The sequence below is a fragment of the Streptomyces endophyticus genome, assembly GCF_035798155.1.
Taxonomy (GTDB): domain Bacteria; phylum Actinomycetota; class Actinomycetes; order Streptomycetales; family Streptomycetaceae; genus Streptomyces; species Streptomyces endophyticus.
On sequence record NZ_JAOZYC010000119.1, the window covers coordinates 85,593 to 102,457 of the forward strand.

13 protein-coding genes are annotated in these 16,865 nt (G+C 72.0%); 7 read left to right on the forward strand and 6 right to left on the reverse strand.

The window, feature by feature from the left end; translation table 11 throughout:
- Window positions 1-185: 185 nt before the first annotated feature.
- From pepN to OKJ99_RS18460, 3 genes are all read right to left on the reverse strand, one after another.
- The gene (gene pepN / locus OKJ99_RS18450; RefSeq protein ID WP_326017645.1) at window positions 186-2,690 is read right to left on the reverse strand and encodes an aminopeptidase N; all 2,505 of its coding nucleotides are present in this window, start codon (window positions 2,688-2,690) and stop codon (window positions 186-188) included.
- Between the two features lie 99 nt (window positions 2,691-2,789).
- Window positions 2,790-3,131 (reverse strand): chorismate mutase, encoded by a 342-nt coding sequence (locus tag OKJ99_RS18455; RefSeq protein WP_326017647.1) that lies wholly within the window; start codon window positions 3,129-3,131, stop codon window positions 2,790-2,792.
- Between the two features lie 6 nt (window positions 3,132-3,137).
- Window positions 3,138-4,004, reverse strand: a complete 867-nt coding sequence (locus tag OKJ99_RS18460; RefSeq protein ID WP_326017669.1) for a helix-turn-helix domain-containing protein — start codon at window positions 4,002-4,004, stop codon at window positions 3,138-3,140.
- Between the two features lie 158 nt (window positions 4,005-4,162).
- On the opposite strand from OKJ99_RS18460, the gene OKJ99_RS18465 reads away from it, so the two are divergent.
- Window positions 4,163-5,908 carry a glycoside hydrolase family 35 protein gene (locus tag OKJ99_RS18465; RefSeq protein ID WP_326017649.1) on the forward strand — a complete coding sequence of 582 codons (1,746 nt, stop codon included), beginning with the start codon at window positions 4,163-4,165 and terminating at the stop codon, window positions 5,906-5,908.
- 44 nt (window positions 5,909-5,952) lie between these two features.
- Here OKJ99_RS18465 and OKJ99_RS18470 read toward each other — a convergent pair whose 3' ends face one another.
- Window positions 5,953-9,084, reverse strand: coding sequence for an endo-alpha-N-acetylgalactosaminidase family protein (locus OKJ99_RS18470; RefSeq protein ID WP_326017671.1), 3,132 nt, complete (start codon window positions 9,082-9,084; stop codon window positions 5,953-5,955).
- Between the two features lie 212 nt (window positions 9,085-9,296).
- Here OKJ99_RS18470 and OKJ99_RS18475 point away from each other — a divergent pair, with 212 nt between their 5' ends.
- Window positions 9,297-10,211 carry a zinc ribbon domain-containing protein gene (locus tag OKJ99_RS18475; RefSeq protein WP_326017651.1) on the forward strand — a complete coding sequence of 305 codons (915 nt, stop codon included), beginning with the start codon at window positions 9,297-9,299 and terminating at the stop codon, window positions 10,209-10,211.
- A 69-nt stretch (window positions 10,212-10,280) separates the two neighbouring features.
- Here the strand turns inward: OKJ99_RS18475 and OKJ99_RS18480 are convergent, their stop codons facing one another.
- Together OKJ99_RS18480 and OKJ99_RS18485 are read right to left on the reverse strand one after the other, a co-directional pair.
- The gene (locus tag OKJ99_RS18480; RefSeq protein ID WP_326017653.1) at window positions 10,281-11,240 is read right to left on the reverse strand and encodes an SDR family oxidoreductase; all 960 of its coding nucleotides are present in this window, start codon (window positions 11,238-11,240) and stop codon (window positions 10,281-10,283) included.
- A 1-nt stretch (window position 11,241) separates the two neighbouring features.
- The gene (locus tag OKJ99_RS18485; RefSeq protein ID WP_326017655.1) at window positions 11,242-11,982 is read right to left on the reverse strand and encodes an SDR family oxidoreductase; all 741 of its coding nucleotides are present in this window, start codon (window positions 11,980-11,982) and stop codon (window positions 11,242-11,244) included.
- Window positions 11,983-12,113: 131 nt separating this feature from the next.
- Here OKJ99_RS18485 and OKJ99_RS18490 point away from each other — a divergent pair, with 131 nt between their 5' ends.
- From OKJ99_RS18490 to OKJ99_RS18510, 5 genes are read left to right on the forward strand one after another with little or no spacing between them, the layout of a single operon-like run.
- Window positions 12,114-12,881 carry an enoyl-CoA hydratase family protein gene (locus OKJ99_RS18490; protein WP_326017657.1) on the forward strand — a complete coding sequence of 256 codons (768 nt, stop codon included), beginning with the start codon at window positions 12,114-12,116 and terminating at the stop codon, window positions 12,879-12,881.
- Entirely contained in the window at window positions 12,881-13,735 is an 855-nt protein-coding gene (locus tag OKJ99_RS18495; protein WP_326017659.1) for a CoA transferase subunit A, read from the forward strand. Before OKJ99_RS18490 ends, OKJ99_RS18495 begins: the two co-directional genes overlap by 1 nt.
- Window positions 13,732-14,499: a CoA-transferase subunit beta gene (locus OKJ99_RS18500; RefSeq protein ID WP_326017661.1), complete on the forward strand. Its 768-nt coding sequence runs from the start codon at window positions 13,732-13,734 to the stop codon at window positions 14,497-14,499. The genes OKJ99_RS18495 and OKJ99_RS18500 overlap by 4 nt, the downstream gene beginning before the upstream one ends.
- Before the next feature lie 41 nt (window positions 14,500-14,540).
- Entirely contained in the window at window positions 14,541-15,590 is a 1,050-nt protein-coding gene (locus tag OKJ99_RS18505) for an NAD(P)H-dependent flavin oxidoreductase (protein ID WP_326017673.1), read from the forward strand.
- Window positions 15,591-15,631: 41 nt separating this feature from the next.
- Window positions 15,632-16,603 (forward strand): tyrosine-protein phosphatase, encoded by a 972-nt coding sequence (locus OKJ99_RS18510; RefSeq protein ID WP_326017663.1) that lies wholly within the window; start codon window positions 15,632-15,634, stop codon window positions 16,601-16,603.
- Window positions 16,604-16,865 lie beyond the last annotated feature (262 nt).

Genomic DNA, 16,865 nt, shown 5'->3' on the forward strand with positions numbered 1-16,865 from the left:
GGGAGGAGCTACTCGGACTTTTCGGCAACGCCGCGAGCGTGCGTGCCAGGCGTCGCGGCGCAGACGGGAGTTTGACGACAGGGCCTAAGCCCCTCCGGGGCCCGGGTGGGGTGTTCCTGCTGTTTGTGCCGGGGTTGGGGTCTGGGGGCTGCGCCCCCGGACCCCATCGCCCTTCGGGCTCGTCCTCAATCGCCGGACGGGCTTGATTGGCGTACCCGCAACGCTCGGCGCAGGTCGTCCAGTTGGTCGGCGAGTTTGCGGCGCAGGGCGGGGGTGGCGTCTGCCACGTGCTGGTCGCCCACGCGGATCGTGTCCGCGTCGATGGCGTAGACGGGGAACGCGTGGCGGCCCGCCGCCTCGGCGATCGCGGGTCCGCGGCGCGCGGCGAGCGCGGTGGCGTCGGTGAAGTAGCGGGGTACGTAGCCGCGCAGCAGGTCGGCCTGTTCGGGTTGCCAGAAGCCCTGTGCGGTGGCGGTGAAGAGGTAGTTGGACAGGTCGTCGGCGGGGTTCGTCGTGAACATCGCGGCCCAGGCCTCCGCCTTGGTGTGTGGGTCGGGCAGCGCGGCGCGGCAGCGGGCGGCGCCTTCTTGTCCGGTGGCACTGGGGTCGTGGGCGAGTTCGGCGTCGATGACGGCTTCGTCGACGGCGCCGAGGACGCTGAGCCGGCCGAGGATGCGCCAGCGCAGTTCGGGGTCGAGTTCGGGCCCGCCGGGGACGGCCCCGGAGTCGTACCAGTCGCGGATGACGTCGGCGTGCCGTGCGGCGTCGATGAGGTGGCGTACGGCGGTGAGGCGGAGTCCGGGGTGACTGCCGTCCTCGGTGCGGCGGACGAGGTCCTCGCAGAGGGCGGTGATGAGGTCGAGGGCTTCGGGTCGTTCGGTGGGGTCGGTGTACCGGTCGGCGACCTGGGTGTGGGCGAAGGCGAGGACGCCCTGGACGAGGGCGAGGTCGCTCTCCTGGGGGAGGTGGGCGGCGACGGTCTCCAGGTAGGCGTCGGGTGCCAGTGCGCCGTCGCGGACCATGTCGCGCAGGGTGTTCCACACGACGGTGCGGGTGAGGGCGTCGGGGATGCCGGACAGGCCGCGCAGGGCGGCTTCCTCGGATGCGGTGTCGAGGCGGATCTTGGCGTACGTGAGGTCCTGGTCGTTGGGGACGATCAGGGCGGGGCGTCGGCCGCGGAGCGTCAACGGGGCGCTGCCGCCGGGTACTTCGACGTCGAGGCGTTCGCGCAGGACGAATCCGTGCGCGTCGGCGGGGGCGTGGTCGTACAGGCCGAGGGCGATGCGGTGGGGGCGGCTGCCCTGTCGGTCGACGGCGAGGCTCCAGGTGCCGTCGCTCTCGGTCACCGAGGTGGTGAGGGTGTCGACGCCGGTGGTGCGCAGCCAGGTGTCGGCCCAGGCGTGCACGTCGCGTTCGGTGCCGGAGGCGAGGGACTCGATGAAGTCGGCGAGGGTGGCGTTGGCGAACTTGTGGCGCTTGAAGTGGGTGTTGATGCCGGCGAGGAAGTCCTTCTCGCCGAGCCAGGTCACCAGCTGCCGGAGCGCGGAGGCGCCCTTGGCGTAGGAGATCCCGTCGAAGTTGAGGAGTGCGGAGGCCGTGTCGGGGACGGATTCGGGGGCGACGGGGTGGGTGGAGGGCCGCTGGTCGGCGTCGTATCCCCAGGTTTTGCGGGCGACACCGAAGTCGATCCAGGTGTCGGTGTACCGGGTGGCCTCGGTGAGGGTCTGGTAGCCCATGTACTCGGCGAACGACTCGTTCAGCCAGATGTCGTCCCACCAGCGCAGGGTGACGAGGTCGCCGAACCACATGTGGGCCATCTCGTGGGCGATGACCATGGCGCGGGTCTGTCGTTCGGTGTCGGTGACGGCGGAGCGGTACACGAACTCGTCGCGGAAGGTGACGAGTCCGGGGTTCTCCATGGCGCCGGCGTTGAACTCGGGGACGAAGGCCTGGTCGTAGGAGTCGAAGGGGTAGGGCTCCTCGAACTTCTCGTGGTAGCGGTCGAAGCACGCGCGCGTGGCGTCGAGGATTTCGTCGGCGTCGGCGTCGAGGTACGGCGCGAGGGAGCGGCGGCAGTGCAGGCCGAAGGGGAGGCCGCGGTGTTCGGTGCGGATGGAGTGCCAGGGGCCCGCTGCGACGGCGACCAGGTAGGTGGGGAGCAGTGGGGTGGTGGCGGCCTGCCAGCGGCCCTCCCCCAGGTGTTCGGTGATGCCGTTGGCGAGGACCGTCCAGGCTTCGGGCGCGGTGACGGTGAGGTCGAAGGTCGCCTTGAGGTCGGGCTGGTCGAAGGCGGCGAAGACGCGCTGCACGTCTTCCATGAACAGCTGCGTGTACGTGTACGTCTCACCGTCGGTGGGGTCGGTGAAGCGGTGCATGCCCTCGCCGGTGTGCGAGTACCGCATGGCGGTGTCGAAGCGCAGCTCGTGGGTGCCTTCGGTGAGGCCGGTGAGCGGGAGCCGGTTCTCGGTGAGGGAGGCGGGGTCGAGGGGCTGCCCGTCGAGGGTGGCGGAGCGCAGTTCGGCGGGCTTGAGCTCGACGAAGGTGTCGCCTTCGGTGCGCGCGGTGAACCGGATCACGGTGCGGGAGTCGAAGGTGTCGGCGCCGGTCGTCAGGTCGAGTTCGACGGTGTACCGCTGGACGTCGATGAGCCGGGCTCGGGTCTGCGCTTCGCTGCGTGTCAGTACGGGCATGCGGTAATGCTGCCGCATGCCACTGACATCGGGACAGGGTGAATCATGTGGCGGTTCGCCGGGGTTGCGGCCGCGGGGCGCTGCCCCGGACCCCGCGCCTCAATCGCCGGCGGGGCTGGACTGGGCTGCGATTTGTTCGTGGTGGCGGATGACTTCGCTGATGATGAAGTTGAGGAATTTTTCGGCGAAGGCGGGGTCGAGTTTGGCGTTTTCGGCGAGTTGGCGCAGGCGCTCGATCTGGCGGGATTCGCGGGCCGGGTCCGCCGGGGGCAGCTCGTGCTGGGCCTTGAGGTGGCCGACCTGCTGGGTGCATTTGAAGCGCTCGGCGAGCATGTGGACGACGGCGGCGTCGATGTTGTCGATGCTGTCGCGCAGGCGGGCGAGCTCGGCGCGCACGGCCGGGTCGGCTGCCGGCTTGTCGTTCGGCTTGCTGGTGGTCATGACGGATCAGCCTACGTGGAGCATGGGTGGGTCGTCGGGGTCGGGGATCTTGTCGGACCAGCCGCCGGGTACGGCGCGGCCCTGTTGTTCGCGGAAGCGGACGGGTGCGGTGCCGACGCGGCGGGTGAAGAGGCGGGAGAAGTAGGCGGGGTCGTCGTAGCCGACGCGGCGGGCGACGGCGGCGACGGGGAGTTCGGTGGCGGCGAGGAGTTCCTTGGCGCGGCCGAGGCGGATGCCGAGGAGGTAGTCCTTGGGGCTGCAGCCGGCGCCGCGGCGGACGGCGGTGCGCAGTTCGGCGGGGGTCATGCCGTGCCGGGCCGCGTGTGCGGCGACGGACAGGGGCTGGAAGGCGTCCCGGGCGAGGGCCTGGAGGACGGGGTCGCCGTCGGGGGCCAGGTCGGCGCGGGCGCGGCGCAGGGCGACGAGGAGTTCGTGGACGGCGGCGCCGGTCTCGACCTCCAACAGCGGATTGCCGCGGCGGGCGGCGCGGGCGATGCGGCCGACGGCGGCGCGGGCCTGGGTGGTGTCGGAGAGGGGGACGACGGGGCGGTCGGGTTCGATGTAGCCGAGTTCGGTGTAGGTGGTGGTGGCGGGCCCGGTGAAGTCGACGAAGCACTCGTCCCAGCCGGTTTCGGGGTCGGCGCCGTAGTGGTGGGGGCGGCCGGGGGTGAGCCAGATCAGGGCGGGGGCGGTGAGGGGGCGGCGGGGTCCTTCGGCGTCCTGGTACCAGCCGCTGCCCTCGGTGATGACGACGGCGACGTGGTGGTCGAGGGTGCGGGGTCCGACGGTGGGCAGTGGCCCGTGCTGGAGTCCGACGCCGAGGCAGACGAGGCCGAGGCGGTGGTGGGCCGGGCTGGGTGTGAAGTACCGCATCCAGGTGTGGTACGTGGGCAATTGTCCCCTCCCGTGGTGGTGCGTGCGGGCGTCCCCGTCCAACACCGGCCGATCTTTGTCCATGGACCCCGTCGGCCGCCAGAGGTGAGGGTGGCGGCCGGTGGGTGCCGCGCCCATCAGGCACGGAGGAGCACGTGATGGTGGATTTCCGGGTGGGCGGGGACGGCTTCGAGGTGGACGGGCGGCCGGTGCGGCTGTTGTCGGGGGCCTTGCACTACTTCCGGGTGCACGAGGAGCAGTGGGCGCACCGGCTGCGGATGTTGCGGGCGATGGGCCTGAACTGCGTGGAGACGTATGTGCCGTGGAATCTGCACGAGCCGCGGCCCGGTGAGGTGCGCGATGTGGCGGCGGTGGGGCGTTTCCTGGATGCGGCGCGGCGGGAGGGGCTGTGGGTGATCGTGCGGCCGGGCCCTTACATCTGCGCGGAGTGGGAGAACGGGGGGCTTCCGCACTGGGTGACGGGACACCTTGGGGCACGCGCGCGTACCAGGGATGCGGAGTTCATGGCGGCGGTGGAGCGCTGGTTCGGGGTGTTGTTGCCGCAGATTGTGGAGCGGCAGGTCGACCGGGGCGGTCCTGTGCTGATGGTGCAGGTGGAGAACGAGTACGGCAGTTACGGCTCGGACCAGCGCTATCTGCGGGCTCTCGCCGACCTTCTTGTGAGGCTCGGGGTGACGGCGGCGCTGTTCACGTCGGACGGGCCCGAGGACCACATGCTGAGCGGGGGGTCGGTTCCGGGGGTGCTCGCGACGGTGAACTTCGGCTCCCGCGCGCGTGAGGCCTTCGCGACGCTGCGTAGGCGCCGGGCCGGGGGGCCTTTGATGTGTATGGAGTTCTGGTGCGGCTGGTTCGACCACTGGGGTGCGAAGCATGTCGTGCGGGATCCGCGGGAGGCGGCGGACGCGCTGCGGGAGATCCTGGAGTGCGGGGCGTCGGTGAATCTGTACATGGCGCACGGCGGGACGAGTTTCGGGGGCTGGGCGGGCGCGAACCGGGGTGGCGGCGCGCTGCACGAAGGGCCGCTCGAACCGGATGTCACGTCGTACGACTACGACGCCCCGATCGACGAGTTCGGCCGCCCCACGGAGAAGTTCTGGCTGTTCCGGGAGGTGCTCGCCGCGTACGCGGAAGGGCCGCTGCCCGAGGTGCCGCGGCAGCCGGCGGTCCTCCCGGGTCCGGTCACGGCGCACCTGACGGCGTTCACGGGCCTGGACGGGGTGCTGGAGGCGCTGGGCGGCCCTGAGGCCGAGCACGCGGTGCCGCCGTCGTTCGAGGACCTTGACGTGGACCGTGGCCTGGTGCGGTACGCGGTGACGGTGCCGGGGCCCCGGCAGCCGTATCCGCTGCGGGCGCGCGGGCTGCGGGATCTGGCGGTCGTGTACGTCGACGGGGAGCGGGCCGGGGTGCTCACGGAGGAGGAGCCCGCCCTGGCCGAGCCGGTGGCGGGGCACGCGCGCGTGGAGCTGTGGGTGGAGTCCCTGGGGCGGGTCAACTACGGGCCGCGCACGGGTGAGCCGAAGGGGGTCACGGGCGGGCTGCTGCACGAGCGGCAGTTCCTGCACGGGGTGCGGGCGCGGGGGCTGCGCCTGGACGCCTTCACGGCTGGTGGGGTGGCCGCTCTGCCGTCCGCGCCGGCGGAGGGCGAGGGGCGGGGCCTGTACCGGGGGTCCTTCGAGGTGTCGGGGGCCGGGGACGCGGCACTCGAACTGCCGGGCTGGGGGCGGGGCTTCGTGTGGGTGAACGGGTTCTGTCTGGGCCGCTACTGGTCGGCGGGTCCGCAGGACGCCTTGTACGTGCCGGGTCCGGTGTTGCGCGAGGGCGTGAACGAGGTGTGGGTCCTGGAGCTCGACCGGGCCGGTGAACCGCAGGTGGTGTTGCGTTGACGCGGGTGGGCCCGGGAGACGCTCCCGGGCCCGCCTGTCGCGGCTCAGGCGATCTCGGTGACCTCAAAGGCGTCCAGGGTGAACTCGGCGGTGCCGTCCTCGCCCGTCTTGCGCAGTCCGACCCAGGCCTCCGCCGTCTCCGGTGCGGTGAACTCGTAGGTGAGCGTGGAGGGTTCGGTGGCCACCGGCAGCTCCTCGCGGGACAGTTCCTTGGCCTCCGGGTCGTCGACCGCCGTGATCCAGGCGTACTGGCCGACCTTCTCGTTCTCGTAGCGGAAGGCGACCCGGTACCGCTTGCCGGGCTCGAAGCGGGCCGTGTGCGGGACGGTGCGGTGGACGAGGCCGGTGTTCTCGCCGCGCGACTTGAGGGACTGGGTGCCGTCGACGACGTCGTCGATCGCCTTGCCGTTCCAGCCGCGCTGGGTGTACGGCGCGTGGCGCTGGGCGATGTGGGTGCGCGGGTCGGTGGAGCCTCCCGCGTCGCCCTTCACGAAGGGGCCCCAGCCCTGGGGGACATGTTCGAAGTCCTCGTGGGCCACGGTTCCGGCGGGCCGGTTCGGTGCGGGCGACTTCACGATGCGTACGTTGTCGAAACGGACGCGGGCCGCACCGGCGGCGGCGCGCAGGGCGAGCGTGACCGGGCCGCCGCCTTCGGGGACGGTGAAGTACGTGGTCATCCGCTGGAACCGGGTGCCGTGCTTGCGGTCCGCGGCGACGTAATTGCCCGCGGTGGAGCTGTCGGTCCGGTTCGTGGCGGTCACTCCGTCGGCCGTGCGGATCTCCAGGGTGGCCGTGCGCCGCTCCCCTGCCTTGGCGCCGACCTCGACCTGCACGGACGCGGCGTAGCTGCCGGGGGCGAGGCGGGTCAGGCGCTGGGAGACGGTGGCGGCGGCGCCGGGGCCGATGACGAGTTCGTGGTCGCCGAGGTCGCTGCGCTCGACGGAGGCGGGTCCTGTGACCGTCCAGCCCTTCAGGGAGCCGGAGTTGAAGCCGGGGTCGTGCAGCGGGGTGCCCTGGCCCCAGGCGGGATCGCGGTCGAGGTCGTCGCGGTCCCGGTAGAGGACGTAGGGCCGGTCGGCGTCGGCCTTCAGCGTGACCTTGCCGCCGGACACGGTGACGTACGAGTCGAAGACGCGGCCCTGGTCGGTGAGCCGGTACAGGGCCACCCTGCTTCTGCTCTCCCACGCGCGCGGGAGCCGCCAACTGGTGCTGCCGCCCTGCGGGTTGTAGTGGTACAGCTTCGCCGGGTCGGTGGCCTTGCGGGGCTCCCAGGGCAGCAGGTAGGTGCCGGCGTCGTAGACGAGTCGGCCGTCGGTGGTGATGCGGCGGGCGCCGGAGGCGTCGGTGACGCTGGTGCGGGTGGCGCCGGAGAACGTGATCTCGTGCTCGTCCCAGGTTCTGATGGGCTGCGCCTGGAGGTACTTGGCGGGGAGCGAGTGCGTCCAGATGAGGCGGTAGAAGGCGGTCCAGTCGGTCTTGCCGACCCAGCCCTCGAAGTTGCCCATGCGGGCGACGCCGAGGAGGGTGGGCCACTTGTCGGCGAAGACGTCCTTCTGGTGGTGGCGGATGAAGCGGATGAGGCGGGAGTTGATGCCGCGCGAGGTGTCGGGGCCGTAGTCGGTCTCGGTGGCCCAGTGCGACCACAGGGACGAGCGTTCGAAGCCGTGGCCCCACTCGGAGGTGACGTTCCAGCCCTGGTCGCGGAAGGTGCGCTGGAGGCGGTCGGAGGTCCAGCCTGACTCGCGGAACACGTCGATGTAGAGGGTGTTGAGGCCGTCGTCGGTGTCGCGGCGCAGGTCGGCGAAGCGCTTGACGATGTCGCCGGAGACGAGGTCGCGGCGCTGGTCGATGCGGTAGCTCTGGTCGAGCCAGTCCCACTGTTCGTTGCTCTTGTCGACGAGTGTCTCGGAGAAGGCGTTCGCGACGGGGTAGGACTCGGTGGCGTTCACGTGGACGCCGAAGTCGCTGTTCCACTTCTTGCCTTCGCGGACCAGGGTGTTGAGGTCGTCGAGGCCGCCCGCGCGCGTGTTGTAGTTCCCGGCGTAGTCGGGGTGCGCGGAGTCGTGGCCCTCGGACTGGTAGCCCTTGAGGAGGGTGTACTGGCGCAGCCCGTCGGTGGCCAGGTGGATCCGTTTGACGTTGTCGAGGGTCGCGAGGAACGGGTTGGTGGCCTGCGAGGCGAAGTTGAACGGGATGTGCGGGACGACGCGCAGGTGCTGTTCGTCGGCGCCGCGCGGGGTGTGGGCGATGTCGCGGAAGGCGATGGCGGCGTCCTGCCAGTCGACCTTGCCGTCGCCGTTGCGGTCTCCGGTGACGACGACCGTCGCGTACGGGAGCGGTTCGGTGGCGTCGACGGGGGCGGTGGCGGCGCGGTGGGTCCACTGGCCGGGGGCGAGGCGGGCGGCGGTGTGTCCCTCGCGGCGCACGGTCTCGCGCCACAGGCGGCCGTTCTCCCAGGTGGTTCCGGCGGTGCCGGCGGGCTTGTCGTAACTGGTGTTGGTCTCGATCGCGCCGCCGAGCCGGTCGTGGGCGACGACGGCGTAGGCGCATCCGGTGGGCGCCTGGGCGGGGCTTTCGGTGGTCGGGGTGACGAGGGTGTCGCCGCTCTTGGCCTTGTCGAGCTGCACGGTGGCGGCCAGCAGGGCGGCGCCGGGCTGGTCGCTGCGGACGGACAGCAGGGCGAGGCCGGGGAGTTGGAGGGTGCCGACGCGCAGGTTCGCCGTGTCGCTGATCTTCGTGACGCGCCAGTCGACCTGGTGCCCCTCGACGGCGATCCGGATGTCGATGGTGGTGCCGCCGGTGAAGGCGAGGCGGTAGTCGGCGTGGTCGGCGGCGGGCGTGCACGTCACCTTGGGGGTGTGCTCGGCGCCGTCGATCAGGAGTGTCGTGACCGGGTCGGGCTGGGCGTGCAGGACGGCACCGGTGGCGCGGTCGGTGTAGGAGACGATCAGAGGGAACGCGGTCCCGACGCGGACGTCGAGGTCCCGTGAGCGGATGACGGCGACGCCTGCGGCGGCGGTCGCGGTGTCCGTGGCGGTCGCGGCGCGGGCCGTGCCGGGCAGGGCGAGGCCGAGCGCGGCGCCGGCCCCGCCGACCGCTCCGGCGACGACGAGGGTTCTGCGGCTGGGGCCTGGGGTCGGGTCCCGTGGGTCGCCGCCGGGCCTGCCCGGATCCACCTTCCCGCCCTCCGAGTTCTCCGAGTTCTCCGACGGCTGGCCTTGGGGCTGCTCGGGCACGGCGCACTCCTTCTCACGGCGTCTTGGCGTGCCGATCACGATGCGCCGGGCGGGGCGGGGGAGCCCATGGACAAAGGGGCGGCAGGTCTTGGATTAATGGCCGTACTCTGGAGGCGCCGGGTACCGGCCCGGCGGACCCAGGGGGTGCGCGCGTGGCGGACGGCGGACCGGTGGTGCACGGCTATCCGCATCTGGAGACGGTGCGGTCGGCGATCACCGCGCTCTACAAGCGGCTCTCCTACGACACGGTGCAGACGTTCTCGTCGAGCGTCGCCCCGGTCGACGTGGCGTTCAGTGACGGCGACGATCTGTATCTGGGTGTGCAGCGGGTGGCGCGTGAGCTGGTGCGGCACTATCGGCTCCCCGACGCGCGGATGATCGTGAGCTTCCGCGAGATGCGGCATGCGGCGAGCGTCGAACTGGCGGCGGGCCCCGAGTACTTCATCGAGTTGAACGACCGGTTCCGTACGCATCGCCGGGACATCGGTGCGGCGCTCGCGCACGAGGTCATGCATGTGTATCTGCACCGTCTTGATCTGTCGCTGCCGGGGACGCGGGACAACGAGATCCTGACCGATACCGCGGCTACGTATCTGGGTGCGGGCTGGCTGTTGCTGGACGCCTATCGGGAGGATGCGGCGTCGTCGCAGAAGCTGGGCTATCTGACGCCGGAGGAGTTCGGGTACGTGCTCGCGAAGCGGTCCCTCGTCTTCGGCGAGGGACCGGAGACGTGGTTCACGAGTCCGCAGGCGTACTCGGCGTACGCGAAGGGGCTGGCGCAGGCGCGCCGTGACGAGCAGCAGCCTCCGCTGACCGCGGCGGGCTGGGCGGGGCGGCGGCGCTATGCAAAGGACCGCCGGTATGCGCAGGACCACGGGCCGCGCGGGCTCGACCCGGCGAGCCCCTACGCGTTCTCGGCGGCGGTGGACGGGGCGTCGGGGCGGGGTGGTGGGCTGCGGGTGGCGTTCGCGTGCCCGACGTGTCATCAGCGGATCCGGGTGCCGGTGCGGGGCCGGGTGCGGGCGCGGTGCGCGCTGTGCCGGACGGTGTGGGAGTGCGACACGTAGCCCCTTGGGCGGGAGGCCGCGGCGGGGCGGAGGCCGCGGGGCTCTGCCCCGGACCCCCGCGCCCCGGTGTCACGATGCCCCGTACACACCCCCCGGAACGGCCGCGCGCGCCAGCAGTTCACGGGCCGTGTCCCCCGCGCCCGCCGGGGTCCACCGCTCCTCCTTGTCGACGGTCGGGCCCGGCCGCCAGCCCTCCATCACGGTGATCCGGCCCGCCTCCACCTCGAAGACCCGCCCGGTCACCCCGTCCGCGGCTGCCCCCGAGCCGAGCCATACGACCAGCGGTGACACGTTCTCCGGGGCCATCGCGTCGAAGGCGTCGGCGCCGGGCGCCGCCATGGTCTCGGCGAACGTCGCCTCGGTCATCCGGGTGCGGGCGGCCGGCGCTATCGCGTTGACCTGCACGCCGTAGCGCCCCATCTCGGCGGCCGCGACCAGGGTCAGGCCGAGGATTCCGGCCTTCGCCGCGCTGTAGTTGCCCTGCCCGACGGAGCCCAACAGGCCCGCTCCGGAGGACGTGTTGACGACGCGGGCCGCCGGGGTGCGGCCCGCCTTCGACTCCGCCCGCCAGTACGCGGCGGCGTGCTTGAGCGGCAGGAAGTGTCCCTTGAGGTGGACCCGCATCACGGCGTCCCAGTCGTCCTCGTCGAGGTTGACCAGCATCCGGTCGCGCAGGAACCCGGCGTTGTTCACCAGTGTGTCGAGGCGCCCGAAGGTGTCGACGGCCGCCGCGACGAGCGAGGCGGCGCCTTCGGAGCTCGCTATGTCGCCGCCGTGCGCCACCGCCTCACCGCCCGCCGCCCGTATTTCCTGGACCACTTGGGCCGCCGGGCTGTCCGGGGCGGGGGCGCCGTCCAGGCCCACCCCCAGATCGTTCACGACGACCTTCGCGCCCTCGGCCGCGTACGCGAGGGCGTGGGCGCGCCCGAGTCCGCGTCCCGCTCCCGTGACGGCGACCACCCGCCCCGCGCACAGGCCTCCACTGTCGCCGGCTCCATCGTCTTCGCCGACCGGCTTCGCATCCGTCATCTCACGCCTCCTTGTTGACAGTTGCCGCGTCCAGGAACGCGGGGAGCTCGCCGCCGCCGTGCATCAGCAGGCTCGCCCCGGTGATGTACGAGGCGGCGTCCGACGCCAGGAACACCGCGGCGTCGCCGACCTCGCGCGGCTCGGCCAGGCGCCCCATGGGCACGGTCGCGCCCACCGCGGCGATGCCGTCCTCGTCCCCGTAGTGCAGTTCGCTCAGTTCGGTGCGGACCATGCCGAGCACCAGCGTGTTCACCCGTATGTGAGGCGCCCACTCCACGGCCATGGACCGCGCGAGGTGCTCCAGGCCTGCCTTCGCCGCCCCGTACACGGCGCTGCCCGGCGAGGGGCGGCTGCCGCTGACGCTGCCGATCATGACGATCGAACCGCGCGCGGCGGCGAGCTTCTCGCGGGCGGCCAGGGACGCGGTCAGCGCCGCCGTCAGGTTCAGTTCGAGCACGCGCGCGTGCCGGATCGCGTCCGCCTCCGCGAGCGGCCGGTACGGCGTGCCCCCCGCGTTGTTCACCAGTACGTCCACCCGGTCGAGGCCCGCGAACAACGCCTCGACGGCTGCCGCATCCCGCAGGTCCACCTGTATGAACTCACAGCCCTCCATGGGGACTTCGGGTGGTCTGCGGGCGCAGGTGATCACCCGCGCCCCGGCTCGCGCGAAGGCGCCCGCGATCCCCGCTCCCACTCCTCTCGTCCCGCCCGTGACGACGGCCACCCGACCGCTCAGATCCATTCCGGACCCCTTCCCGACCCTTTCGGGTCCACTTGCGCCGACCGCTGCCCGACCCATTCCGCTCCCCCTCGCCGCCTGCTACCGTCATCGACGTACCAAACAAACGTTAGGTGGAAAGGTAGCTGAACGCCATGGGTGTCTCCACCTCCTCACCCGAAAAGGGCATCGCCGTCGTCACGGTCGACTTCCCACCCGTCAACGCACTGCCGGTGCGGGGCTGGTACGACCTGGCGGACGCCGTGCGCGCCGCGGGCCGCGATCCCGATGTGCGCTGCGTCGTGCTGACCGCCGCCGAGACCTCCCGCGGGTTCAACGCGGGGGTGGACATCAAGGAGATGCAGCGCGAGACGGCCGCGGCCGGTGGCGGCCACAGCGCCCTGATCGGCGCCAACCGGGGCTGTTACGAAGCGTTTTCGGCGGTGTACCAGTGCGAGGTCCCGGTGATCGCGGCGGTCGCCGGGTTCTGCCTGGGCGGCGGCATCGGACTCGTGGGGAACGCGGACGCGATCGTGGCGAGCGACGACGCGACGTTCGGCCTGCCCGAGCTGGACCGGGGCGCGCTCGGCGCGGCCACGCACCTGGCCCGCCTCGTCCCGCAGCACCTGATGCGCGCGCTGTTCTACACGTCCCGCACGGCGACGGCTGCCGAACTGCAGGCGCACGGCTCGGTGTGGCAGGTCGTGCCGAGGGGGCAACTGCGCGAGGCCGCCCTGGAGCTGGCCCGCGACATCGCCCGTAAGGACGGCTACCTGATCCGCCTCGCCAAGTCCGCGCTCAACGGGATCGACCCCGTCGACGTGCACCACAGCTACCGCTTCGAGCAGGGCTTCACCTTCGAGGCGAATCTGAGCGGGGTCGCCGACCGGGTCCGCGACACCTTCGGACAGGAGACCGAGTGATGACCACTGGGGACAAGACCATGACGCCCGATGACGTGGTCGGGCGGCTGCGCAGCGGCATGACGATCGGCATCGGCGGCTGGGGCTCGCGCCGCAAGCCCATGGCGCTGGTGCGGGCACTGCTGCGCAGCGACGTCACGGACCTGACCGTCGTCTCGTACGGGGGCCCGGATGTCGGGCTGCTCGCGGCGGCCGGGAAGATCCGCAAGCTGGTCGCGGCGTTCGTGACGCTCGACTCCATCCCGCTCGAACCGAACTTCAGGGCGGCGCGCCAGCAGGGCGCGTTCGAGCTGATGGAGGTCGACGAGGCGATGTTCATGTGGGGGCTGCACGCGGCGGCGAACCGGCTGCCGTTCCTGCCCGTGCGGGCCGGGATCGGCTCGGACGTCATGCGGGTCAACCCGGGCCTGCGGACGGTGACTTCGCCGTACGAGGACGGGGAGACGTTCGTGGCGATGCCGGCGCTGCGCCTGGACGCGGCCCTGGTGCACGTGAACCGGGCGGACCGCGCGGGCAACGGCCAGTACCTGGGCCCCGACCCGTACTTCGACGACCTCTTCTGCGAGGCGGCGGACAGCGCCTACGTGTCGTGCGAGCAGTTGGTGGACGACTTCGGGACGACCACGGTGCCGCAGACGCTGCTGGTCAAGCGGCATTCCGTGACGGGCGTCGTGGAGACGCCGCACGGGGCGCACTTCACGTCCTGCGTGCCCGAATACGGCCGCGACGAGGCGTTCCAGAAGCTGTACGCGAGCACGCCCTGGCCCGAGTTCGCCGAGCGGTTCCTGCCGCCCGGCGGTGACGAGAAGCAGTACCAGTCCGCCGTCCAGGCCTGGCACGAGGAGCAGAAGTGAGCGTCACCACCAGCGTCACCACGACCGAAGTGTCCCGCGCCGAGTACTGCGTGATCGCGTGCGCCGAGGCCTGGCGGGACAACGGGGAGGTGCTGGCGAGCCCGATGGGCCTGATCCCGTCCGTCGGCGCGCGCCTGGCCAAGCGCGCCTTCTCCCCCGGCCTGCTGCTGACCGACGGCGAGGCGATGGTGGTCGGGCTCGACGGCGCACCGGAGGGCTGGCTCCCGTACCGGCAGCATCTGACGATGGTCACCGGCGGGAAGCGGCACGTGATGATGGGGGCCAGCCAGATCGACCGGTTCGGCAACCAGAACATCTCGTGCATCGGCGACTGGGAGCGGCCCGACCGGCAGCTGCTCGGGGTGCGCGGCGCCCCGGTCAACACGCTGAACAATCCGGTGAGTTACTGGGTCCCCAAGCACAGCCGCCGGGTCTTCGTCGAGAAGGTCGACATGATCAGCGGGGTGGGCTACGACAGCGCCGCCGCGGCGGGCCCGTCGGCGACGCGGTTCCATCGCATCCCGCGCGTGGTGACGAACCTGGCCGTCCTGGACTTCGACACCGACGACCACGCGATGCGGCTGGTGTCCGTGCATCCGGGCGTCACGGTGGAGGAGGTCCAGGAGGCGACGGGGTTCGCGCTGGTGCTCCCGGAGAGCGGCGAGGTGGCGCCCACCCGGGAGCCCACGGCCGAGGAGCTGCGGCTCATCCGGGAGGTCATCGACCCGAAGGCGACGCGGGACCGGGAGGTCAAGCCGGTATGACACCGCCTTCCGAACCGGACCCGGGCTCCGCCGCGTTCACGATTCCGACGCCCCTGACCCGGCTCACCGGTGTGCGCCACCCCATCGTGCAGACCGGTATGGGGTGGGTCGCGGGGCCTCGCCTGGTGTCGGCCGCGGCGAACGCGGGGGCGCTCGGCATCCTCGCGTCCGCCACCATGACGCTCGACCAGCTGCGCTCCGCCGTACGCGAGGTGAAGTCGCGCACGGACCAGCCCTTCGGGGTGAACCTGCGGGCCGACGCGGGGGACGCGCGCGAGCGGGTCAAGGTGATCGTCGAGGAGGGCGTGAAGGTCGCCTCGTTCGCACTGGCCCCCTCACGCGAGCTGATCGCCGAGCTGAAGGACGCGGGCACCGTCGTGATCCCGTCGATCGGGGCGCGCCGGCACGCCGAGAAGGTCGCGGCGTGGGGCGCGGACGCGGTGATCGTGCAGGGCGGCGAGGGCGGCGGGCACACCGGCGAGGTGGCGACGTCGGTGCTGCTGCCGCAGGTGGTGGACGCCGTCGACATCCCGGTGATCGGGGCGGGCGGTTTCCGCGACGGCCGGGGCCTGGTCGCGGCGCTCGCCTACGGGGCGGCGGGCGTCGCCATGGGCACGCGTTTCCTGCTGACGTCGGACTCGACGGTGCCGGACGCGGTGAAGGCCAAGTACCTGGCGGCGAGCGTCAAGGACGTCACGGTGACGACGGCGGTGGACGGTCTTCCGCACCGCATGCTGCGCTCGGAACTGGTCGACTCCCTGGAGAGCGCCGGGCGTACGCGCGCGTTGCTGCACGCCGTGCGGCGCGCCACGGGCTTCAAGAAGCTCTCGGGCCTGAGCTGGCCGCAGATGGTGCGCGACGGGCTCGCCATGAAGCACGGCAAGGACCTCACCTGGAGCCAGGTGCTGCTGGCCGCGAACACCCCGATGCTCCTGAAGGCCTCCATGGTCGAGGGCCGCACCAACCTCGGCGTCATGGCCTCCGGCCAGGTGGCGGGCCTGATAGAGGACCTGCCCAGCTGCGCGGAGCTTGTCGACCGCGTGATGACCGAGGCCCGTAAAACGCTGGAGTCCTTCCCCACCCCACCCTGACCGGGCACGAGAACCGCCCGCCTCCTCAAGGGAGTTCATGTATGCCGCACACGTACAGAACAGGGCACGCTGACAGAACAGACAACGCGTACACGGCGGCGCTCTCGCGGCGCCGAGCGCTCGCCGCCGCGCTCGGAACGGCCGCAGCGCTCACCGCGGCTCCCGTCGCCGCGGCGGTACCGGGAGCACCGGGAGAAGCACCGGCAAGGCCGGCCACCGGTGGCATCCGGCAGATCCCCCTCAAGGGGGCGGTGAACGTCCGGGACATCGGCGGCTACCGCGCCCGGGGCCACGGCCGGGTCCGGTACGGCCTCGTCTACCGGGCCGACGCGCTGAGCGAACTCACCGACGCGGACGTCGCGCGCGTCGCCGGTCTGCGCCTCGGCGAAGTGGTCGACTTCCGGGTGCCGTTCGAGGTGAAGACCGACGGCGCCGACCGGCTGCCCGCGGGTCTCGCGGTGACCTCGCGGTCCGTCTCCGACGGCGGCCAGTACGAGCAGATGATGGCCGCGATCGGCTCGAAGGACCCGGCGGTGCAGCAGGAGGCGCTCGGGAACGGCAAGGCGGCCGCCGCGATGCGCACCACGTACCGGATGTTCGTGACCGACGCGGCCAACCGGGCCCAATTCGCGGCGACGCTCCGGGACGCGGCGTACGGCGGGCGCGGCGCGCTGCTCTACCACTGCACGTCGGGCAAGGACCGCACGGGCTGGATGACGTACGTCCTGCTGAGCCTGCTCGGGGTGTCCGAACGGGACGCGGTGGGCGACTACTTGGCGTCGAACACGTTCCGCGCCGCTCATGACGCGCAGGTGCGTGAGGGGCTGCGCCAGGCGGGTCTGATGCGGAATCCGGAGCTGCTGATTCCTGTCCAGGAGGTCCGCATGGAGTATCTGGACGCGGCGCGTGAGCAGGTGCGGAGTGCCTTCGGCAGTCTGGACCGGTATGTGGCCGAGGGCCTCGGGGTGGACCGGCGGGTGGTGAAGGTGTTGCGGGCGCGTCTGGTGGAGTGAGCCGGTGGGGTCCGCCCCGCCGCCTTGTTGCGCCGCTGCGGGGCGGAGGCCACGGGGCTCTGCCCCGGACCCCGCGCCTCAATCGCCGGCGGGGCTTGACCGGCTTGGGTCAGGCTGCCTGGCGGGGGCCGCGGCCGCGGCGGTTGTTGCCGGTGCCGGAGGCGCCCTGGCCGCCGTTGCCCTGGCCGGAGCGGCGGCGACCGCCACCGCCCGAGCCCGAGCGCTGTCCTTCGGCGCCCGCGGCGCGACCCGCGCCCGCGCT